Annotated in this window: 17 protein-coding genes; 8 read left to right on the forward strand and 9 right to left on the reverse strand. The window is 46.3% G+C overall.

Annotation, left to right across the window (positions count from 1 at the left end; genetic code table 11):
* The first annotated feature begins 19 nt into the window (after window positions 1-19).
* Genes CRO74_RS13665 through CRO74_RS13680 form a run of 4 tightly spaced genes read left to right on the forward strand, consistent with a single transcriptional unit; the run spans window position 20 to window position 5,809 of the window.
* Window positions 20-2,281 carry a type I restriction-modification system subunit M gene (locus CRO74_RS13665; protein WP_097126606.1) on the forward strand — a complete coding sequence of 754 codons (2,262 nt, stop codon included), beginning with the start codon at window positions 20-22 and terminating at the stop codon, window positions 2,279-2,281.
* A complete protein-coding gene (locus CRO74_RS13670; protein WP_097126607.1) occupies window positions 2,278-3,621 on the forward strand; it encodes a restriction endonuclease subunit S in 1,344 nt (447 codons plus the stop codon). The genes CRO74_RS13665 and CRO74_RS13670 overlap by 4 nt, the downstream gene beginning before the upstream one ends.
* Window positions 3,618-5,183 carry an AAA family ATPase gene (locus tag CRO74_RS13675; protein WP_097126608.1) on the forward strand — a complete coding sequence of 522 codons (1,566 nt, stop codon included), beginning with the start codon at window positions 3,618-3,620 and terminating at the stop codon, window positions 5,181-5,183. Before CRO74_RS13670 ends, CRO74_RS13675 begins: the two co-directional genes overlap by 4 nt.
* A complete protein-coding gene (locus tag CRO74_RS13680; protein WP_097126609.1) occupies window positions 5,180-5,809 on the forward strand; it encodes a retron system putative HNH endonuclease in 630 nt (209 codons plus the stop codon). The genes CRO74_RS13675 and CRO74_RS13680 overlap by 4 nt, the downstream gene beginning before the upstream one ends.
* Before the next feature lie 11 nt (window positions 5,810-5,820).
* On the opposite strand, the gene CRO74_RS13685 is transcribed toward CRO74_RS13680, so the two are convergent.
* Genes CRO74_RS13685 through CRO74_RS13695 form a run of 3 tightly spaced genes read right to left on the reverse strand, consistent with a single transcriptional unit; the run spans window position 5,821 to window position 12,776 of the window.
* Complete coding sequence (locus CRO74_RS13685; protein ID WP_097126610.1) at window positions 5,821-8,397, reverse strand: pPIWI_RE module domain-containing protein; 2,577 nt, start codon at window positions 8,395-8,397, stop codon at window positions 5,821-5,823.
* Window positions 8,354-11,701 carry a pPIWI_RE_Z domain-containing protein gene (locus tag CRO74_RS13690; protein WP_097126611.1) on the reverse strand — a complete coding sequence of 1,116 codons (3,348 nt, stop codon included), beginning with the start codon at window positions 11,699-11,701 and terminating at the stop codon, window positions 8,354-8,356. The genes CRO74_RS13685 and CRO74_RS13690 overlap by 44 nt, the downstream gene beginning before the upstream one ends.
* 1 nt (window position 11,702) lies before the next feature.
* Window positions 11,703-12,776, reverse strand: a complete 1,074-nt coding sequence (locus tag CRO74_RS13695; protein WP_097126612.1) for a restriction endonuclease-related protein — start codon at window positions 12,774-12,776, stop codon at window positions 11,703-11,705.
* Between the two features lie 153 nt (window positions 12,777-12,929).
* On the opposite strand from CRO74_RS13695, the gene CRO74_RS13700 reads away from it, so the two are divergent.
* Window positions 12,930-14,183: an IS1096 element passenger TnpR family protein gene (locus CRO74_RS13700; RefSeq protein WP_097127102.1), complete on the forward strand. Its 1,254-nt coding sequence runs from the start codon at window positions 12,930-12,932 to the stop codon at window positions 14,181-14,183.
* A 17-nt stretch (window positions 14,184-14,200) separates the two neighbouring features.
* Here CRO74_RS13700 and CRO74_RS13705 read toward each other — a convergent pair whose 3' ends face one another.
* The 6 genes from CRO74_RS13705 to CRO74_RS13725 all read right to left on the reverse strand — a co-directional run bounded on the left by CRO74_RS13705 (window position 14,201) and on the right by CRO74_RS13725 (window position 17,988).
* On the reverse strand, window positions 14,201-14,656 hold the full coding sequence (locus CRO74_RS13705; protein ID WP_097126613.1) for a hypothetical protein: 456 nt from the start codon (window positions 14,654-14,656) through the stop codon (window positions 14,201-14,203).
* Window positions 14,657-14,793: 137 nt separating this feature from the next.
* Complete coding sequence (locus CRO74_RS31575; RefSeq protein ID WP_179830196.1) at window positions 14,794-14,943, reverse strand: hypothetical protein; 150 nt, start codon at window positions 14,941-14,943, stop codon at window positions 14,794-14,796.
* A 170-nt stretch (window positions 14,944-15,113) separates the two neighbouring features.
* On the reverse strand, window positions 15,114-15,566 hold the full coding sequence (locus CRO74_RS13710; protein ID WP_097126614.1) for a pPIWI_RE_Z domain-containing protein: 453 nt from the start codon (window positions 15,564-15,566) through the stop codon (window positions 15,114-15,116).
* 213 nt (window positions 15,567-15,779) lie between these two features.
* Entirely contained in the window at window positions 15,780-16,028 is a 249-nt protein-coding gene (locus CRO74_RS13715; RefSeq protein WP_097126615.1) for a hypothetical protein, read from the reverse strand.
* 1 nt (window position 16,029) lies between these two features.
* Entirely contained in the window at window positions 16,030-17,370 is a 1,341-nt protein-coding gene (locus CRO74_RS13720; protein ID WP_097126616.1) for an ADP-ribose polymerase, read from the reverse strand.
* 222 nt (window positions 17,371-17,592) lie between these two features.
* Window positions 17,593-17,988, reverse strand: coding sequence for a pPIWI_RE_Z domain-containing protein (locus CRO74_RS13725; protein WP_097126617.1), 396 nt, complete (start codon window positions 17,986-17,988; stop codon window positions 17,593-17,595).
* A 199-nt stretch (window positions 17,989-18,187) separates the two neighbouring features.
* Here CRO74_RS13725 and CRO74_RS13730 point away from each other — a divergent pair, with 199 nt between their 5' ends.
* The 3 genes from CRO74_RS13730 (at window position 18,188) to CRO74_RS13740 (ending at window position 20,876) form a co-directional block, all read left to right on the forward strand.
* On the forward strand, window positions 18,188-19,267 hold the full coding sequence (locus CRO74_RS13730) for a helix-turn-helix transcriptional regulator (RefSeq protein WP_097126618.1): 1,080 nt from the start codon (window positions 18,188-18,190) through the stop codon (window positions 19,265-19,267).
* A gap of 45 nt (window positions 19,268-19,312) precedes the next feature.
* Window positions 19,313-19,828: a YdeI/OmpD-associated family protein gene (locus tag CRO74_RS13735; RefSeq protein WP_097126619.1), complete on the forward strand. Its 516-nt coding sequence runs from the start codon at window positions 19,313-19,315 to the stop codon at window positions 19,826-19,828.
* Between the two features lie 346 nt (window positions 19,829-20,174).
* Window positions 20,175-20,876 (forward strand): hypothetical protein, encoded by a 702-nt coding sequence (locus tag CRO74_RS13740; protein ID WP_097126620.1) that lies wholly within the window; start codon window positions 20,175-20,177, stop codon window positions 20,874-20,876.
* Window positions 20,877-20,881: the final 5 nt, after the last annotated feature.

Here is a 20,881-nt window from a genome sequence, read left to right on the forward strand (position 1 = left end):
ATACGCTGATAAGCACATTATGGTGACTGAAATAAAGACTCGATCTGCTAAAATATATGCCCCCCTTAAAGGTAAAGATCTGGTAGCTACGCCCGAAGAGCAAGTGCGTCAGGAATATATTGTTCGTCTTATGGAGCAGTATGGGTATGCTAAAGAACAGATGGGGCAGGAAATTCAGGTCAATAACTCCCAGCGTGGTCAGGGCCAGGCACGGGCCGATATTGTTATCTGGAAATCTAAGGAAGATAAAGCGGAAGAGAATAGCCCAATTATAGTCGTTGAATGTAAGGCAGAATACATCACAGTACGGGAAGAGGATTATTTCCAGGGATATAACTATGCGTCTTGGGCTGGAGCCGACTTTTTTGTAACAACAAACCTGAAGGAAACTAGAATCTTTCAGGTAGTAAAAGGTAAAATACCCAAGCGACTTATTGAGATTATTGATATTCCAATGGCAAAGGATATCAATAATGAGCGCAAGTTAAAAGACTTACTGAGCCAGACAAAAGCATTTACCCGCGATGAGTTTTCAAAGCTGCTGTTCAAATGCCATAACATCATTCGCAATAACGATAAGCTCTCTCCTGAAGCCGCTTTTGATGAGATTTCTAAAATTCTATTCATAAAGATTCGCTATGAACGTACGAATAGTAAGGGGCAAATCTTTTCTGAAGAGCAATTCAAACAGGACAAAGAAGCGCATAATCGGTATATGTCGCCGGGTGAGCTGCCGTTCTATCAGCGACTTTTTGAAAGTACAAAAAATGACTTCAAAAACGATGACCTGTTTGATACCAACGAAACCATCCGGATTCGGGAGAGTAGTTTTGAAGCCATCGTAAAAGAGTTGCAGAAATACAACCTTTCTACAACGTCTGACGACGTAAAAGGTATTGCTTTTGAGCAGTTCCTGGGCCGAACCTTTCGGGGCGAATTAGGTCAGTTTTTTACCCCCCGCACGGTAGTTGATTTTATGGTCGATGTGCTCGACCCGCAGGAGGGCGAGGTACTTTGTGATCCGTGTTGTGGTAGTGGCGGCTTTCTGATAAAGGCCTTTGAATACGTACGTGCCAAGATTGAAGATGATATTCACCAGGCCAAAGACGAAATTAAAAAACGCTACTACAACGACGACTATGATAAAGCGTCTTCCACAGAAAAGCAGACAACAGATGAACTAGTCAACGACTTATTTGCCAAGCTGAATTATGAGTTAGATATCAATAATCCTAATAGCCGACTTCGTAAGCTGTCGTACGACTGTATTTATGGTACGGATGCTAATCCGCGTATGGCTCGTACGGCCAAAATGAACATGATTATGCATGGCGATGGGCATGGGGGCGTTCATCATAATGATGGTTTACTGAATGTTAACGGCATTTTTGAAGGACGTTTTGATGTTATCCTGACCAATCCGCCGTTTGGCGCTCGTGTTGAAAAGTCGCTCAAAATCACGGAAGCCGACAAATACACCAACCAGGAGCGTATTCAACAATATCGCGAACGGTACGGATTGGATTACGATAAGGCGCTTAGTCAAATTAATGACCACATTGGTGAATCCGTACTCGATCAGTTTACAACTGGTAAAATGTCTTCACTTACGGAAGTCTTGTTCATTGAACGTTGCCTTAATCTGTTACGGCCCGGTGGCCGGATTGGCATTGTATTGCCTGAGGGGGTACTAAACAATCCAATGTTGCAGCGAGTGCGCGACTATTTTGAGAGTCAGGCCAAAATTATCTTTATTACCTCTATTCCGCAGGATGTCTTCATTGCGTCGGGGGCGACCGTAAAGCCCAGTATCTTGTTCCTTCGCAAGTTTACCGACGAGGAAACGGAACGCTGGCAGCAGCTCAAAGCTGAAGCAAGCCAACAGGCGTATGATCGTTATGCGGTCGAATGGAATACCATTCAGGACAGCTTGAGCCGACGAGGTAAAGACGCTGTATCGGCTACCGAAAAGAAGACACTTCGCGCCCGGTTAAATGAAATTCAGCAGGCGATGGATACCGAAATTCGGGCACAGGTCAAGAAAGACTTCGATTACCAAATTCCCATTGCCGAAGTTGAAAAGGCCGGGATCAGCTCAACGGGGGCACCCTGCGAAAATGACCTTGAGCCTTTAGCCAAAGAGTTCGGTGAGTACCGAAGAAAGGAAAATCTCTGGAAAGAACAGTACCTGAAAATCAGCTACGAGCAGGGTAACGATAACTCACTCCTCCGCTGGATTGGTAGCGAATCCACTGTTTTGTACAATAAAGCAAGCGTATGACCACCGTAGCAACCCAAAAAATGGACTTTGTCGCGTTTAACGACTTAGTTAACTGGAGTGTTCGGTATCTGCAAGAAAACCGCTCCTACTATAAAAACACGTTCTCGCTGGTTCGCATTGGTGATTTTCTGAAGCGTAATCGAAATATCATCGAGATTCAGGATGACGTACTTTATACCCGCGTAACCATTCGTTTATATACCAAAGGCGTACTCAAACGCGATGAGGAATGGGGCCGTAGCATTGGCACTAAGCGTCAGTTTGTGGTCTCGCCGGGGCAATTCATTATGTCCAAAATCGACGCCCGCAATGGTGCGTTTGGCTTGGTGCCGCCCGAACTCGACGGCGCTGTAACGACGGCTGACTTTCTGAGCTACAACGTCGACACGGAGCGGATTAACCCGGAATTCCTAACGCTGGTTTCGTCTACAAAGGAGTTTCTGAAAATCTGCCAAAACAGCAGCAGTGGTACCACAGGTCGTCAGCGCGTGGACGAAACGCAGTTTTTGAATATTAAAATTCCGCTGCCCTCCCCGGCAGAGCAGGCCCGTATTGTAGATGCTTATAACGCTCGAATTGATGAAGCCCAGCAATTGGCTAAACAGGCTGAGGAATTGGAAAAGGGTATTGAAGACTATTTTGTTGAGAAACTTGGCATAGAGGGGCATGATATTATACAAAGTACTGGCCCTAGATTCTATACAATTTCATTAAAATCTCTAACTAGATGGGATGTTTGGAGCGGAAGGCAATTAGGTAGTAGTTCACTATATGATAATTTGACATTGCTGGATATCATTAAATCCAAACCGATGTACGGAGCAAATGTTAGTGGTATTGATAAAATATCAGATACAAGATATATACGTATTACTGATATAAGAGAGGATGGAGAGCTAAATGATCAGATAGTTTCGCCCGCTGAAGTTGACGAGAGATTTTTGTTAACCGAAGGAGATTTCTTAATTGCACGTTCTGGAAATACTGTTGGTAAAACTTACTTGTATAAGGAGTCACATGGACGAGCAATTTTTGCAGGATATTTAGTGAAATATATAATAGACAAAAGTAAAGCTTTACCAGAATACGTTCTATATTTTACTAAATCTTTCATTTTTAAAAGTTGGATAGATTCTAATCAAAAAGTATCTGGTCAGCCTAATATTAATGGACAGGAATTCTTAACTGCTCCCATAATTCTACCTCCTATTGAGGTGCAAAGAGAAATTGTTCTATACATGTCTAAGATTAGAACGCGCATCATCAATATTCAAGCCGACTTTTTATTCCACCGTCAGCAAGCAATCGAAGAATTTGAATCTGAACTATTTGCCTTATGAGATTGCAAGAGCTTTACATAAAAGATTATAAAGTCTTGCAGGACTTTACGCTACGATTCGATCAAGAGTCGGCGGTTTCTGTATTGATTGGGGAGAATGGTTCGGGGAAGACAACGGTTATTGAGTGCTTGACGCTGATCTTCTCGGGCTTACTTAAGCCAAATACTGTCAGTGATTTATACAAAGCCAAATTTCCATTTAGCTTCCGTCTACGTTATAACATGTCAACTGGGCCACAAGTAGGCTTCTCTTATGAACATGAAATTAGATCTGCTGAGCCTTATGTTTATGAAGGTAGTTTAGAGATTCAGTTTGAGTACGAAGAAAGCTTAAATGTATGGGTAAGAGTAGATGGAAGCGACATTTATGATACGCCTGAATTATTGAGCCATTTTTTACAGGGTGAAGGTTTTAATGCTCGGCAAGTGCGTTATCTACTTCCATCTAATATAGTGCTATATTATTCAGGTATTTCAACGATACTTGAGCAATTTTTTGATCAGTATCAACAGAGTATGATTACTGATACAGTTAAAAAGAATAAGAGAACTAAGAATTCTGGTTATAATTTGTCTAAGGTTAACCCTGATCTGTTTTATTTTAAACCTGAAAATTTTCCGGCTTTGTTGATTGGCCTACTCAGCTTTCGGAATGAGAAAGTAGCAAGACAACTAGAACGTGAATTTGATATTTATAAAGCCGATCCTTTTGATCGTATCGTTATAAAATTACACAAACCTTATTGGGCAAAACCCAAAATTAATTCTGATCAATTTTGGGGTGCTGAAGGTGAATTAGCTACTTTTCTGGGTGTTTTGCGTGACAGAATCTACAAATCTGATTTCATGTTCAATGACGATAGTGTTACGTTCACTATCCGTACTCCCTCTCAACTTGCAGATGTGTGGGGCTTTTATGGTACGGAAAAAAGCTTATTTGAGTATTTAGTTACGTTGCAAGCTAATGACCTCATTGATTATATAGATGTTGATTTGCGCAAAAATATTCAGTTAGTAGTTCCTTATCAGCGCTTGAGCGAAGGAGAGAAACAGTTTTTGATAATCATGGCTTTGCGTGAATTATTTGCTGCAGAAGATAGTTTATTTTTGCTTGATGAGCCTGATACCTATCTGCATCCAGAGTGGAAACGCAAATTCATCGCTAATTTCCAACCTGAAGAACCGTATACAGAAAGCTTCCTGGCTTATTACTTAATTACAACGCATTCTCCAGGCTTAGTATCTGGTATGCAAAAGAATCAATTGCATATTTTGAAAAAGGAGAATGGGCATAGTGTTTCTAAACTATTTTCTTTTAACCCATATGGCCAGCCTGAAGATCAAATCCTTTTCGATTTTTTTGGCATAACAGGATTGCGTTACAAACCAGTTGAAGAAAAATTGAATGAGCTACGATTACTTGTCAACGATGGGGATTATGAGTCTGACAAGTTTGAAAACTTATTTCAACAACTTGAAAATGAATTAAGTAAAAGTGATGAAGGTATAATTCGTTTAAAACTTGAAATTGCTCGCCGTAAACGTGCTGCTCAGTCCAAATGAGAAAATTGAATAAGGGTGAGCCTTTAGCTGAATTCGATCGGTATATAAAGCATCATGATCCACAAACTTGGAAAGAGTTTAGTGAGGGTTGTGGTGAGCTAAAACAAGAGATGAGACTTCAAATGCTTGATGAAGAGCAGGATTACTTGTGCGGCTATACTGAAATATTAATCGATGATTTAAAAGAGTGCCATATTGATCACTTCCGAAAAAGAGACCATTTCCCTACACCTAAGCAACTTTTTAATTGGGATAATTTTGTCGTAGCTGTAGAAAATGAAGATTTTGGTGCTAAGCATAAAGATGGGCAAAATGGTATAAAAGATTACGAATACGCTCTAATTTTGAATCCAGTATCCGATTATGCTGAGACTTACTTCGAATACTCTTTACTAGGTGATATTCTACCAGCGCATAATTTATCCGTAGATAAAAAGGCTATAGCTGAAAAAACTATCGAAATATTCAATCTTAAACACCCTTCTCTTGTGCGGAGGAGATTGGATCGAATTATTACGATAGAAGCATTAAAAAATGACCCAAGTAATACAGTTGGCGAAATTAGAGCCCAGCTTGAAGGATGTGGTTTTAAGAGCTTGATTGAGCAGTATACTCAACAGGAATAAGTTTAAAAGGCCTATTCCGTAACATATTCCTCCAACAATGACGCCAGTTGCAACGGCAAGGGGAGCATAGTTGTATCGTTAAACTGTAACGACAGCGACCGTAGCTCATGCGTAATGGCCGCCCAATGTGCAGGATTATCTTCAGGCTGTATAGCCGCTACCGTAATTTCGCAAACCCGGTGGTTCCAGACGTATTTAGTTGGGTTCGGTGGTTGAATTTTACCCGTGCTGTCCGTCCATGAATTAAGCTTAGAGGCATTTTTGACGGCTTTGGTTGCGGTGCCGGGTTTTTGGCCTACGCTGGCAAACACCCGGTCTGTCATGGCGAATACACCACTACTTAACCCCACTACATCTTCGTTTATGGCAAACACCTGAGGGGCTTCGTTGGCACCTTCTTCCCGGATGCGCACTAATCGTAAACCCGGATTCAGGCTGCCTAACTGCCCGCTTTCTCCTCCCATACGGGTATCGACTGTATCCAGCGTCAGCTTACTGTTGGCAATACTTTTCCAGATACCTCGTAGCTTCTGGGCGTGTGTAATGAGTAATGCGTTAGCGGGCAGCTTTGCGAGAAAGTCCCGTATATGGTTCATTTGAGTCGGGTGCTCCATAACGCAAGCATCCATACAGGCTAATTCACGTTGAGCCCGTGCATAAGAAACCCATTTGTTAGTCGAATTCGGCAGTTTAACACTAATCTTACCGGTGTCGGGGTGAATGTGCAGGAGAAGTGGGAACTCAGCTAGTCGCCCCAAAAACCGGCTATTCTGTCGCACAATCCACAGGCCGAATATGTGTAACGGTGTAGGTAACGAGTGGCCTTTTATTGCGAAGGCTGGTTTGCAGGAAAGAACACCTAACTGGCGCAAGAGGTCCAAAACGGCGCGTTGTGCCCGGTGCTCAAGCGTGTCTTCCAGTTTGGCTTCAGCACTGATAAATTGAGTTAAGTAGCCTACGCGTGCCATTCCCTGTCGTAACGCTTCTTTCGGGTCTTTATTTGTGTCGAAGTTATTCGCTAGCTCCATCAGTACTCCTACTGCTGGCTGATCATCGGAGAGGGTAGGTAAATGCTGACGTATTTCTTCCAGACGGGTAGCTTTGGCGGCAAAATAAGCATGGCGTTGCCGTAGGGTACTCTTGCTTGTCTCCTTGTTATCCAGCTCACTGGCTATTGCGCCGATTTGTTCAATATGAAGGCGTAAGGTACACTTGCCGATTTTGTATGTTTCCGTTTGGGGCTCGTACGAAAAGCCTAAACAGCTTTCTAAAGTGCGGATCAAGGCATTTCTTGTTGACTCTTTTTGGTATATAATGCGCAAGGACAGCGTTTGTTGGCCTACCGCATCCTCAATACGGGCCTGCCGTTGTGGTAATGTAGCTTCAGAAAATAAGGCTTTGACAGGTACGAACGGATTTTTCTGATTTAGCTTAGGCTGAGTATTGATGCGAGGGTAAGCACCAAGGGGTGTCCAGTTTGCTGACAGCCGTTGTTTGAGCGTGTCAATGATGGCCGTCTTATCAGTCGCTGATAGACCTACACTAATTGGATGCGCTGCACTAATACTGGTACTATGAATAAGTAATGCCTCCGTATGCTGAAACGAATAAGTAGGTAACTGATTTAAAAGCTCCTGAGCAGGGGGTAGCGGGTTCGATAAATTCAATTTGTTTATAATAGCCTCCAAGGTGTCATCCCATTGTAGTTCATATTCTTTCTTGCCATCCTTGTCTACCTTGCCATTCGCTCTGCTACGTACACGAGCGATTTGGACGCTATTTTCATATACCAGTCCCGGAAGCCAGGAAAGTGGTGTGTGGATGAAGGCTGACTTAATATCTCCTTTAAACGAAATATTCTGGCTAATATACCGACGAACGCCTACGTGAACATATATCAGCGGGTTGGTCTGAAACGCCACCGTCTGTAAGGTAATCCGTAGGGATATTGAATAATAATACGTCTGTTTTTTCTTGCCGTACACATACGCCATTGGTGGCCAGGAGACTAATTCGGCACCCGATGTGCCAATACCCATAGGGCAACGCTTAAATACCATCTTCCGGCCACCAATTACTAGTGGTTGCGTTGTAAGGTCGGCAGCTAGTTGATAAGGTAGTAAATTATAATACTCACCAGCGGGTTTGGCCGTACCATTCTCCTCCTGTTGCCACCCGCCCGAAAGGGTTCGATACACCCAGCGGAGTTCATTACTTTGAAAGCTGTCAAGCACAGTTTGTAAAGCATCCTGCTCCACATCGACTAAACAAGTGATTGCCCATGCTTTCACCATAACCAGCAGATAGTCTGTCTTTATAGGTGCGATGCTATACAGCCACACCTTGTCGGTAAAGGTGGGGTTTTTGACATATACCAGATCAGGGATCAACGCCAGTACACTTTCGTTTAGCGATTTAACCGGCAATGAAACATACGCCTGATTTTTGTTTTTGCGGGTTTCTTTCCAGCACTCCGTTAATTCCTTGTACCACCTTTCCGGAAAAGACAGTGTGTGATAGGATAGAGCTGGTACGGAATCGAAATTAATGGGCTGAAAGGCCAGCGGCTGCAGGTTTTGGTATTTCATGGTGTAGATCAGTAATGTTCAATAGTGCATGGAAAAATGGTTGATATAATGCCTGGGCTACGGCGCGGTCGCGGGCTGATACAGATGAGGTTTCGTCGAAATAAGGACGAAGTAATTCACGCATGCCAACCAGCAAACTCGAACGCACTGTATCAGGTTGGCCAAGGGGTGTATTAGGAGCAAAGGCGGCATCACAGAAATAAACCTGGGCTGATACACCACCTCGGATAAGCCTGCCTATAACTTGCCAGATGCTGACCAATTGGTCCCAGTAAAGCGCATTTCGTTCAGTCTCGGGCATAGTAGGGAATTGTACGCGCATCCGTATGTAGCGATTCCAATTTCGTATAGCTTTTTTTCTGAAGATGCGGTTCATTTCGCCAGCTTCGGGGAGCTGACCGTTATGCTGGCGTTCAAACCAGTAGCTATTGGTATGATGATTTAAGGCCCAATGGTTTAACATTTTTACGGCCATACCAATATCGCCAGGATGTGGATGTGGTCGTACCAGGAAATAAGCAGCTCCCAATGCCGCCTGGTTTAAGTCATTTAAAATATTGTGTCCTCGTTCAATGGCAAGCAGGGGAGCGATTAAAATAAATGCCCCGCTTTGAGCAAACTGCTGCACTTTACTACGGAGCAAAATTTCTTGTTGGCTACTCAGTCCGTCATTAAAAGATTGACCATCAGGGGCAAGAGCTACAACCCGGCCTTTCCAGTTGCTACGCACTTCAATTAATTTATCCCTGACAATCTGTGCTTCGTAATAGCTGCCCACGATCAATAAGGCGCGTCGGCGTTTCTCATCAATGGTTAACAGATGTGATTCCAGAAGACTTGTTTCACCGATCTCGTCGCGTTCAGCCAGGCGTTGCACAAGTTCCTCTAAAGCATGTTTCCGGTCGTTCATATCTGAGCGCCCTGATACACGAATCGGTTCATTTTTATCATTTCGTAAGGGATAGTAGTAAAACTGGCTTTCGGTAACGCCTGATAATTCTTTTTCAGGAGAGCGCAAAAGTGAATCAACCGGAATCTGGAGGTGATAACTGGGGCTAGTGCCTGCCCAACTGGTACCAGAAAGCAGTAATACATTTGGGCCTGAAGCTTGCCCTTCTGGTACATCACTGTCTGCCTGATATAGACGGTGTAAGTTGAGTAACGCATACCGACCTGTGCCCATATTTTTGAAAAAGGTCAGTTGACCAGGCTTGTCTGCAAGTGATTCATACCGGAAGGCTAATACGTTACCTGCTGCCGATATGGGAATGAGTGATAAGTATTCTTTAGGTGGTTCGTTGAACAAATTACTACCCCAATCAGCTAAATCGAATGTAGCCTCAGCTTGCTTCCAATGCCGAATTATATAGCTTAAGCGGTTTTCCAGTACAGAAAGCAGTAATACAAATTCGAGTTTTAAGGCTGTATCTTTTAATGCTTCTGGTGCTAATTCAGCCGTGAACGTTGGCTCATTGACTAACCAGACCATAATTTCACGGTGTAAGCGCGACCGATTTTGATCTTGCGCAATAACTTTCTGCGCAAACGTTGCAAGGGCACTGTCCGTGTTTTCACCCAGCGGGTCGTGATTTTTGACAAACTTGTCGAATACCTCAGGAAGCTCACTTTTACCACTTACATCTGATACAGGTCGCTCCGCAAGTAATGTATCCGCTAATTGGTCAAATAATAGCCAACCTGTGAAGTATTGCTGCTTGTGCACCCACTCTTTGATAGGTTTTCCTTCGGAACTTATCAGAAGATCATAAAGGCGTTCGCACGCATCATGGGCCGCTACGATCATACGCCTGAACGTAGATATTGTGGCATCGGACCGAATTCCACGGCCACTACGTTCCTGAACAGATCGAATATGATTGTTGAGTGAGTCAAGCCATCCTCGGCGCAGAGTGTCATCAACTAATACCTGTCCGGGGCTGAACGCAAGATCAAATTGCACTTGCACCCGATCTGCTTCGTCGATGATGATCAGGTCACTGGTTTTGCAGATCAATTCGGCTAACTGCGTTTTACTGGCTGTAAGTTGCTGATCAGCGCGTGTGTATAATAAGCTGGCAGGCGTACCGACCCAGATTTTGGCATCGACTAAATCCCGTTGAGCATTGTGGTAAGAACATTTGGCATAAAGCGGGCAAGCATGCGTTGTTGATTGACCCGGTAAGCGAAGAGACAGGCAAGGACGTTTATAATCATCTTCACGTAAAATAGGCTCTTCTTTCATCAATACGGGAATCATACAGGCTGTACTTAACCAACTGAATCCTCGGTGAATGTCAGCAGCGTCTGTTGAAAAAGGACTACGCTCTGCTGTTGCAGTATGTAGACGTGTTAAGTGCTGATCGCGGTTAGATTTTCCCAATAAGGGAGCTGCTGGTAAACCTAAGCGGGATAAATAATTGCATTGATTTAGAACATCGCTTACATCGCCCACAAGTAGCGTCACACGTAACCCCTTTTTCGCGGCCCAAACCGCTAAGGCCATCATTAGCGTTGATTTTCGCGAGCTTAACATACCTACCACATTGGTGGTGCCATTGATCGTGAGACGATCTGACGGTAGAAAAGACTGGCTACGTTCATCGTAATTTTCTAGCTGAATTTTTTCTATACGATCAGCCCAATTTTGTGATGGTAAGTTATTGAGTCGATCACCATCATCCATCCAGCGACCAATCTCAATTAATTCATCTTTAGTAGGTTGTATTGTTTGGATACTGCGGTTCGCGGAGGGTATTGAGTGAGACTTCGGTTTTTCGACAACTAGGTTGGACGGAAATACAACCTGCCCAATCAGATTATTAATGTCTACGTTATATTCTCTATCTATTTCGGCCCAGTTTACAGATTGTTTACGCCCTGGAATAGGTTGAGCCAACGTTTGTCGGAATGTATGCAGTCGATTAGGTAATATGCTAACCGACTTTGCTGCATACGAGGTGTAATTGTCATCGACAGTATAAACGCGAAGTAATTCAGGTACCTTAATGTATTTTTCAAGTAGATCCTGCCATAAGGTACGGTGTCGTAATTGACCGATCAACAAGCGGGCACGGGATAAAAATCGTTCCTGGTCTCCTGTCCAATACTGTCGTTCTAGGTAGGGGAATTCGAACCCGCTCAACATTCCTGGTAATGTAAGGGCAGGCGAGGTTGGGAGTAATTCACGGAGTAAAAATAGACCTAGCTCAACATCCAGCAACCTGTTGGCCGATAAATCAGTCAAGCCGTCATGTCGGCTAAGTTCTTTTGTTAACTCTGCCTGCCAATAGGTAATATCTTTCATGTCAGGCAGTATGTTTACGAATGAGAGAACTGAATTGTCGTTCAGAGAGCGCTTTTCCATCAGCCTGTAAATAAGGGCTATACGCTTCTAGTACCCGGACGTAATCATGGTTGTACTTAAGCCGGTGTTGAGGAATGACATAGTAAAATCGATCGTAATCAATAGGAAAGTCTGGTTTAAGTAGATGTTTGGCCAGAAGCCTCGGATTTGACCAATCCTTAACGTCAACAGCCCATACTTCACCACTTGGTAAGGTTAATCGTAAATCGTAGCGATCAAAATGAGGCCATAATTCAACCTGTATGTTAGATTTTTCAAGCTGTCTGGCTAAACGTACTTCTGCTAATCCAGGATGCGTAATGTAGCGTCGAAATGGCCTGCGAAGCCGGAGCCAGGAAGCAGAAGCAGGTATTTCTTTGGGGGATATTTTACTGGTTAGCTCTCGACAAGTATCACTTTCGCAATGTTCTTCATTATGGATTGTGCGTTGTAGTATCACTCCGCAGGATGGGCATAATCTAAATGAGCCATTGGAAGACATAATCAATGGGATAGGCTCATATACTGATCGTAATGGTTCTGCTAATAGGTTGAGAGGGGTTTTCATTAAATGAGTTGCTAGCTCAAATTCCTGAATAATAGGTCGCTCAATGAATAAGCGCCTAAATCCCACATAGCCCCGTTGGGAGTTATGCTCCTTGCAGAGTCTGCGTAAAGCCAGAAAAATCTGATTCTGCTCTAGTTCATCGGCAACATTTAAATTGTCACAACTCAGTTCTTCGCAGAAAGCGGTAGGCAATCCCCAGTTAATTAGCCGATCAGTTTCAGCCCAGGTGGCTTGTGAGACATTTGCAAACATGTACCATTCTGCCATGGGCTTTGTGCATAAGTACAATATGTCCATTAAACTTTGGGGCGAAGGCAATTTATGGCTAACAGTATATAAGATGAGCCGCTCAAAGCTTCGTTGTAGTGGAGCTGGATAGGCGTATAGTTGTCGCATCGTTTCATCCCGCGAATGAAGCGACATTAAACCTGTAGCTAACTCTCGTAAAATAAGTTCGGCGGTATCCATCAGCAATGACCAGTTTAGTCACTACAAAGCAAAGTATTGTAACCGTAACCTATTTACGTCCTTTAGTAAATCGCAAAAATTTTATTGGAATGACATTTATTAGTTCATTAACGGAGAAATTTGGACGTTTTTTATCCAGTAGAAACCGTACCCATGCAACCCCCATACGACTTTTCCTCCTGCCTCCTCATTGACGACTTCGATACGTTTGTTCGTTACCTCGAAAGCAACCCCAACCTGCCGCTGACGGGTGCGGGCGATCTGAAAGCAGCTGACTTATGGGCTATTAACGAACGGGTCAATTATAAGGCTCCGCATTACGTAACGGCCCGCAGCCGTCAGGCCGATTACCCGCTGCTGGGTTTTCTATTTCAGATTGCTACCGTCAGTCGGCTGTTTATCATTCAGTTCAGTAATGTCAATACGTTGATGCCGGATGTGGCTCGGATTGACGCGTATCGGAGCCTGACCTTAGAAGAGAAGTACGTTTTTCTACTCGAAACGGCCTGGTGCTATTTGGATTGGACCGTGCTCGATGGCGATGGGCGAAGTGGGCAGGGTGCCGACTGGTTTCGGACGGGTGTTCGGCAATTGCTTCGGCATCCCGTTGATGCGGCCGTTACGCTAACACAGGACTGGAGTTTGCGGAATCGAACGCTCACCGTTTTTGCCTCCTCCATGGCCAACATTTATGTGCGGGCTGGACACTGGTTTGGCTGGTACGATGTGCGGGAGATAACACGAGCCAAGCGGGACAAGTATAGCCTGGAAATTGATCAGCTCAAACTCTCACCATGGGGCGATCAATGCCTGACGACCTTGCTGCTTGAGCGGCCATTTCGGTACTGGAATAAAAACGCAGGTCAGTTTGTATTCTTCGACGGCGACAACGACATTGAGCCAGAAGCGTCAATTAACATCAATACGTTTGCCGAGCCACTCCGAACATTGTTAGGTGAGCCGGATTTGCTGAGCCTATACCCCATTAATTCGAAGCCGCCAACGGGGGAGTTCTGGCTTCGGGTCGAATTGCCTGAGCATGGTGTGTCGCGTACTCTGGCTGTACCGGCCACATCGACGCTCGACGGGCTTCATGGGCTAATTCAGAAATCCGTCAAATTTGACAACGATCACCTCTATAATTTCTACCTGAACTGGCGTAATCCTCTCAATGGCGAATGTTATAGCTCTCCCGAAGATGACTGGAGCGAAGATCCACCTGCGGATACCATTTGGCTCGCTCAGTTGAATTTATACGAAGGACAAGTATGGCTCTACGTCTTCGATTTATCCACCCGCTGGGAATTTTACATTACGGTCGTCCGGCATTTGCCCGATGCCGTTGAAACGAAAGCTCGCGTGGTAGAGAAAGTGGGGCGGTCGCCTAAGCAATATCCTGATTGGTGAGCAAACTGTGTCGTACTTTATGACTCCTCTTTACCAAATAACACTTTAGCTTCGGCGTCATAATCAATGATGAACCACTCGTGGTATAATGTCGTGAGATAAAAACCTTCGGGTTGGTAATCGCCGATGGCGACAAATCCGGCGCCGAACAGGCTATCATCGTAGGTAGTATCTTTGAGGTAGATGACCAGTTTGGCGTGGTCCTCACTTCGAAAGTAATGCAGAATAGTAATGTTCGGATGGTGGCTTCGGCCGACTGGCAATAGTATCCAAGAAGCACCTGCTTGAATGAACTGCGGGCGAGCGGTAACGGGGTTAAAATCAGGGTCCCACTGGAAAATCCTATCGTTTGGCTCGTACGTTTTAAATTTCCATTCCCACGTTTCAGGGCCTTCATGTTTCTCAATAATCCGGTCCCAGCGATTGTGCTTGATCCGGTCGATTGTCTGGGGAGATAAGTCTTCTATACGCATAGTTTTTAAGCAGTTTTATTTCCTCCCCTTAGTTGTTTCACCTATTGACGTTTATCAACCAGCACTTAGCGACCCACGAACCCCGGACGCTCCCGCTTTTTGGACGTCTGTTCATAGCATGGCTAGTAACGGGTCCATTATTCAGAAATGGTCTTCTTCAGGTCTTCATCCCAACAACCATCTTTCTCGGTAATAATGCTTTTGTACTTCCCCAAAGCCGCTTTTAAGTTTAATTTGGGCTTTTTATCTGACGAGGATTTGATGGGTTTAGTTGTAGTTTTCATCATGATATCTGTTCGATTCGCTAAGCTAACGTTTTGACATTATAGCTGATTGCGTTGTCTGGAAGGGTTTAACTATACAGACAGGCATAAGTATTTTGAGCATAAGCCACCCACCACAAAAAAAGCGGACGCCAAAACGCCCGCTAACTCTTTCATTGGATAATTCTCTTCTCTCATGCCACCGCCTTCGCAAACATACCCAGTCGCTCGCGGAGCAGGTACCCGCTGATGTCGGTGCGGAGGGTGCCTTGGGAGCTGTAGGCTTTTAATTCGGAAGGAAGACTGGCGTATTTGGCCAGGGCGTTGTACCAGGCGGTGCGGTCCATGTAGGGAGCCAGCAGGATACGCGCCTGGCTCAGTGCCCGGTGCTGCCGGGGCGACCAGATGGGCCGGTTCCGGTAAACAGCGCCGTGGCCGATCAGTAAATCGGGCAGCACCTGGGGCGGAGCCAGCGGCACCAGTTCGGCTAGTAAATAAAGTCCCAGCTCCACATTAAGCAGTCGGTTGGCTACCATGCCGGGTAGCGCATGCCGAAAGCGCAGCCGGGTTGCCAGCGGCTCCTGCCAGTGAAGAAGACTGGCAAGCGCCGGGCGGGTAACACGGGGGGTGGAGAGAAGAGTGTTCATCGTTTTAGTTGTTTACTGTTCCTGTTGTTGAATCAAATTTACTACTACAAGAACGTAACCTTTTTACGTTGTTCTCTTTTTCCTAAAAATAGTTGAAATTATTTTTAAGCTTCATTCTCTTACTCACCTTCCCCCAAAATAAAAGCAGATGCAGGCCGCACCGAATGGAACGCCTGCCTGCATCTGCCAGAAAAAGGAGGATAAACAGTGTCATCACTGCAAGGAGAATGCAGCCCTCGGAAAATGAAAAACGCGATACGTGCCGTTGTCGTCAATGGTCCAGTTCTCCCACAGACTGATCACAAACAGCCATTGCGATACGTCGGCCTGACGGGCTTCGTAGCCGCGTTGGCGAAGGGCGTTCTTCACGGCCAGGGTAGTTGTACTGCCTTCGGCCAGAATAAGCGCGGTGGCGGTGAACCGCACGACCAGCGGGTCCAGTTTTTTGCGTTGTAATTCCATCTTAAGCCTTGATTTTGACAATGTACCGAACCGTACACTGCGCCGGGTTGTAAACAATAAATTCGTTCTTTTGCAGGCTGACGCCCTGCCTGGCAAATACAGAATCATACTGCGGGCCAAGTTGCTTCAGGGCGTTGATATCCAGTTGCATGTGACCGGGTTCATGTTTCGTCAGTTCAAGCTGCTCGCCGACATGTACTTCATAAATAGCCAGATACCCTTCTGACTGCCGACCGTTGGCCCATACAGAGCCGTTCAGCGAGGTGTAGTTGATCGATTTGCTGAACTGGTCGGCGAAGTAGATGCCGTACCCGAACATCTTGCCCGTAATAACGGCATTGGCCGGACGTAGCAGAAGCCCCGTTTTCAGGATAGACAGCCAGTTCTCGCTGCGGCTTCCGTGCCAGAGCGCCATGGTTTTTCGATTCTTCTGTTGACCCACATACGCGTCGAAGGCGGCATCGGTGGCCGCATGGCGGACGCTGAACGCTGCGTCAAACTTGAGGGCGTCGGAACCCATCATGCGCTTGATTAGCTTAATGATGTGCGTATCGGTTACCGGCTCGATGGCCAGGTTCAGGCTGTCCAGCAGCGTTGGCTGGGGCAGATCATCGGAGGTTGATTCGGGGGCCAGTTCAACCTGACCGCGCATCACATCGAGGGTCGATTGCTCCTCGGCGAGGTGGTCGCGGAGGGGTTGTAGTTCCTCGGCCGACTGGGGTGATACACCCGCCAGATGCGCCCCCACTTTACTCATCCGACGGGGTATGACCTTGAACAGCTCAAGCAGTTTGACGTTATAGGCTGCCGTGTCCATGTTGACCGCCAGAAGGTCGGCTAGCTCGTCGAGTAGTTGCTGGGCGTTTTCGACCTGTTTGCGGGTCACCTCCTGAGCCGTAACGACATAGTTCTGAAAAATAGACTGTTTCGCTAATTCCAGGAGTCGTGCCATCAGGTTCCGAACGTCCGGATTGGCAATGGTACTGGCATCTGTTTCGAGCCGGGTGGCGGCAAACAGGTGGGTTTGGTCGGTGTAGCCCTTCGCTTTTTTCTCGCGCACTTTCCGTTCCCAATGCGCCATTGGATGCACCGATTTGCTCCGAAAACCGCCCACGCGGCCATAATGTGCTTCGAAGGTGCCATTTTCCTTCTCCCGCATTTCATAGTATTTGTTATTGTTCTCGGCCGTTACCATCATGAGTTTGATAGTCCGCAAATGCCGGATTGGCTGCGCAGGTAAAACGGGTTCGGCCGTAGATGTTGTGGGACGGGAGGTCTGAAGGAGGGCGGTTGGCGCAGACTGCCCCCACACCCGTTGTAACAACTGATTTAACATGGTCATCGTGGAAAGTGGTCAGGGTTGGTCAGGTGTTGTCAAGGTGCTGTCAAGGATGGTCAAGTGTTGTCAGGAAGTTGTCAAGTAGGGTCAGGGATGGTCAAGTGTGGTCAGATGTGGTCAACATTTGTTTTTTTAAGTAACCCTTGAGATTTTCTGACTATGCTTGACTACTTCCTGACCACTCCTGACTATACTTGACTACGCCTGACCACCTTTGACTATACATTATGCCAGCATCTTGCGTAAAACACCGAGCCGGTTGCGGGAGAAACCAACGGTTTTCTCGGAAAAATGGCTGCAATCGCGGCTAAGGTCGAAGGCCAGCCGATGATTCGGAGCAGCTGCGTAAGCGTCCAGGAGCGTTTGCCAGTGAAGACTGTTGGCAAAGTGAGCCAGTAGCAGCCGTCCTCTGTTGAGGTATTTTTTCTGTTTGGGCGACAGGCTGGGCCAGCGGGCATCGTCGGGCCGGAGCAAGGCCGGTAGCTCCGTGGGGGCCGCGCTGGGGTGAAGCTGCTGAAGCAGAAACAAACCCAGTTCGAGGTCAACTAATTGCCGGGTCGAGAGCGACGGGCGGGGCGTGTAAGCCGGGGTGTTTGAGTCGGGACGCTGTGTATGAGTCATGATATAGTCTATGTAATGTCCGGTTCAAAAGTATATCCCCCAAAACGTAATCTATTTACGGCCTTCTTTTTATTTGAAAAATATTTTTGCCATGTTTGTCTTGCGTAGAGACGCAATACCTTGCGTCTGATATGCGCCGGATGGTTTTTATACTGACACCAATGAGACGCAAGGTATTGCGTCTCTACACAAGACAAACATGCCCATAACCCGCTCCGCTTTCCAACGCTATCGGCTCATTGATGAGATCATCAGCCGGTACCCTCGTCGGTATTCCAAACAACGGCTGTTTGAACTGTGTCAGGATAAATGCGGCATCCGGTCGATTTCGTCGCTCGAAAAAGACATTCAGCGAATGCGCGAAGACCACGACGCGCCCATTGAATACGACAAACGGGCAAACGGCTATTACTACAGCAACCCGCAATTCCGGCTCCTGAACCTGATGCTCTCGCCGGACGATATGGAAGCCCTCGATTACGCCCGCGAGGTGCTGGCCGCTACCCAGGGAGCCACCGTTGCCGATGAACTGACCAATGCGCTTCAAAAAGTGCGGCAGAGTCTGGACATTATTCACGAGGTACGAAGCGACGACCGGGGTGCGCAGGCCACCTCGCGCCGGATTGTGTACGTGGAAGAGAAGATTCTCGGCGGTAACCGGCAGTTTGTTCCGATCCTGATTCGGGCGGTCAACCAAAGCCGACAGGTGGCGTTTCGGTATCTGAAGTACGAGGATGTTGTACAAGCTACGAACAGAAAGACGCCCCAGAAACGCAAGCAAGCCAGCGCACCGGCTGTTCCAACTGAGCGGCCCAAACTCCGAATTCTGCACCCGATCCTGTTGCGCGAGGTGGCCGATAGCTGGTATGTAATCGGGTACGATGCCGTGAGTGGTCGTGAGAAAACCTTCGCGCTTGACCGCATGAGCGAACTCGAACTGCTAGATGATCCCTGCGATGTACCACCCACCATTCTCGCCAACGTGAGTGAGTTGTTCGAGCACATTTACGGCATCACGGACAGCCACGGCCCGGTCGAAGATATTGTCCTTTCGTTTTCGCCTTTGTTTGGGCAATACGTGAAAGCTAAACCAATTCACCAGACGCAGGAAGTGTTGAGCGATACCGAGACGGAATGCGTCGTGCGGCTCCGTTTGGCACCCAACCGCGATCTGCTCATGCACCTGCGTAGCTACGGCGAACACCTGACTGTGCTGGAGCCCGCCAGTCTTGTTCAGGAGATAAAGACGTCGCTGGAAGCGACGCTATCACGATATTAAAGGGTTAATAACCCTTTATTTTAAAAATGCTTTTTTCCTAGAACTATGCCTTCTTTTACAACTACCCTCCAGAAATTCGACGAGAAAGGCGAAAAAACCGGCTGGACATATATCGACATTCCGCTCGATGTTACAGAGTCCCTAAAGCCCGGTCAGAAAACATCCTTCCGGGTAAAAGGTAGTCTGGACGATTATCCCATTGCCCTGGTTGCCCTGCTGCCCATGGGGAAATCGGGGGAGCAGGAGGGAGGGTTCATCATGCCTGTCAATGCTACCATGCGCCGGGGTATCCGCAAAGAAGCGGGTGCGTCGATACGGGTGAGTCTGGCATTTGACGATTCGCCCATGCCCCTCTCCGCCGATCTGCTGGCCTGCCTGGACGATGACCCGGCTGCACTAGCTTTTTTTCAGACGTTGGCCAAAGGTCATCAGGTGTATTTCAGCAACTGGATTGAAGAGGCAAAAACAATCGAAACCAAAACAAAACGGCTAACTCAGGCTGTCATGGGGCTGAGCATGGGCCTGGGTTTCGGGGAGATGATCCGGTATTTCAAGAAGTAAAGTTTAGTAAGCAACTGCCCCACAATCTCTTTATTTATGTTTATAAATCCATTCGGTACTTGTCTTCCGGGTGCAGATTCATAGTTATTGATAATATTTATTTACCATATAATAAAAGTAGTTAACTAGTAGTATAAAAAAATAGATATATTTACATATAATTTATTCTATCATATTAAACGATTAGCCAGAAAAAACCTGCTGATCCTCAGATCAATTACGCGCAACTCATTCTTCGATTTCAACTTTTAGGCGCTTGTTAATTAATGTGAGTTAGCTGGTGGCTATATACTCAACCATACAGCACGATATAACCAAACGCTTCCCAATCGATCCAATTCTTTCTATGAAACACCTCTTGTATTTGTTTATGCTGGCATTGCCAGTTGTTGCCACAGCTCAGAAAGATTCACTCGCTGGTGCTGTCCAGGCAACTCGTCCCTTACCACTTTATAGGCCCGGTTTTGCCTTAATGCTCTCAGCAGGGTCTACGGGAGGAGGGGTTGCTGTGGGTTATTCGGTCAGTCGATCAGTTGCCGTTCGGGTCGGGGCAAATCTATTCAATTACGATGGTACGTTGAAAAGCGGGAAAGACACGGACGACATACAGATTGGTTTCGATTATACGGTTAAGCTGAAGAATGCCGATTTGATGGTTGATCTGTATCCCTTCAAACGGTCGGGATTCCGGCTAACGGGCGGGGCCTATTACAATATCAATACGGTTACTTTTTTCGGGAAACCAACAAAAGACGTGAAGTTCAACGATACTGTCTTCACGATTGATGAGGTCGGTACGCTGGATGGCAAGGCAAATTTCAATAAGGTTGCGCCGTATGTTGGCCTGGGTTTTGGCAATCCCTACACCCGAAAACGACTCAAATTCATGGTTGATATCGGGTTCTTTTACCAGCAATCGCCCCTGGTAACGTTTAGAACGACCGGTATGCTCGAACCCTCGTCCGACCAGGGATCGGTGATTCAAAAAAACCTTGAGCCGCTGAAATACTACCCTGTTGTGAATCTGGGCCTTTCTTACAAGCTGTAAACACA

Origin of the sequence: Spirosoma fluviale, assembly GCF_900230225.1 — a bacterium.
GTDB classification, from domain to species: Bacteria; Bacteroidota; Bacteroidia; order Cytophagales; family Spirosomataceae; genus Spirosoma; species Spirosoma fluviale.

Coding starts and splice junctions, on each gene's coding strand:
- CRO74_RS13665 (WP_097126606.1), top strand. CDS start 20: ATGGTGACTGAAATAAAGACTCGATCTGCTAAAATATATGCCCCCCTT.
- CRO74_RS13670 (WP_097126607.1), top strand. CDS start 2,278: ATGACCACCGTAGCAACCCAAAAAATGGACTTTGTCGCGTTTAACGAC.
- CRO74_RS13675 (WP_097126608.1), top strand. CDS start 3,618: ATGAGATTGCAAGAGCTTTACATAAAAGATTATAAAGTCTTGCAGGAC.
- CRO74_RS13680 (WP_097126609.1), top strand. CDS start 5,180: ATGAGAAAATTGAATAAGGGTGAGCCTTTAGCTGAATTCGATCGGTAT.
- CRO74_RS13685 (WP_097126610.1), bottom strand. CDS start 8,397: ATGAAATACCAAAACCTGCAGCCGCTGGCCTTTCAGCCCATTAATTTC.
- CRO74_RS13690 (WP_097126611.1), bottom strand. CDS start 11,701: ATGAAAGATATTACCTATTGGCAGGCAGAGTTAACAAAAGAACTTAGC.
- CRO74_RS13695 (WP_097126612.1), bottom strand. CDS start 12,776: ATGGATACCGCCGAACTTATTTTACGAGAGTTAGCTACAGGTTTAATG.
- CRO74_RS13700 (WP_097127102.1), top strand. CDS start 12,930: ATGCAACCCCCATACGACTTTTCCTCCTGCCTCCTCATTGACGACTTC.
- CRO74_RS13705 (WP_097126613.1), bottom strand. CDS start 14,656: ATGCGTATAGAAGACTTATCTCCCCAGACAATCGACCGGATCAAGCAC.
- CRO74_RS31575 (WP_179830196.1), bottom strand. CDS start 14,943: ATGATGAAAACTACAACTAAACCCATCAAATCCTCGTCAGATAAAAAG.
- CRO74_RS13710 (WP_097126614.1), bottom strand. CDS start 15,566: ATGAACACTCTTCTCTCCACCCCCCGTGTTACCCGCCCGGCGCTTGCC.
- CRO74_RS13715 (WP_097126615.1), bottom strand. CDS start 16,028: ATGGAATTACAACGCAAAAAACTGGACCCGCTGGTCGTGCGGTTCACC.
- CRO74_RS13720 (WP_097126616.1), bottom strand. CDS start 17,370: ATGACCATGTTAAATCAGTTGTTACAACGGGTGTGGGGGCAGTCTGCG.
- CRO74_RS13725 (WP_097126617.1), bottom strand. CDS start 17,988: ATGACTCATACACAGCGTCCCGACTCAAACACCCCGGCTTACACGCCC.
- CRO74_RS13730 (WP_097126618.1), top strand. CDS start 18,188: ATGCCCATAACCCGCTCCGCTTTCCAACGCTATCGGCTCATTGATGAG.
- CRO74_RS13735 (WP_097126619.1), top strand. CDS start 19,313: ATGCCTTCTTTTACAACTACCCTCCAGAAATTCGACGAGAAAGGCGAA.
- CRO74_RS13740 (WP_097126620.1), top strand. CDS start 20,175: ATGAAACACCTCTTGTATTTGTTTATGCTGGCATTGCCAGTTGTTGCC.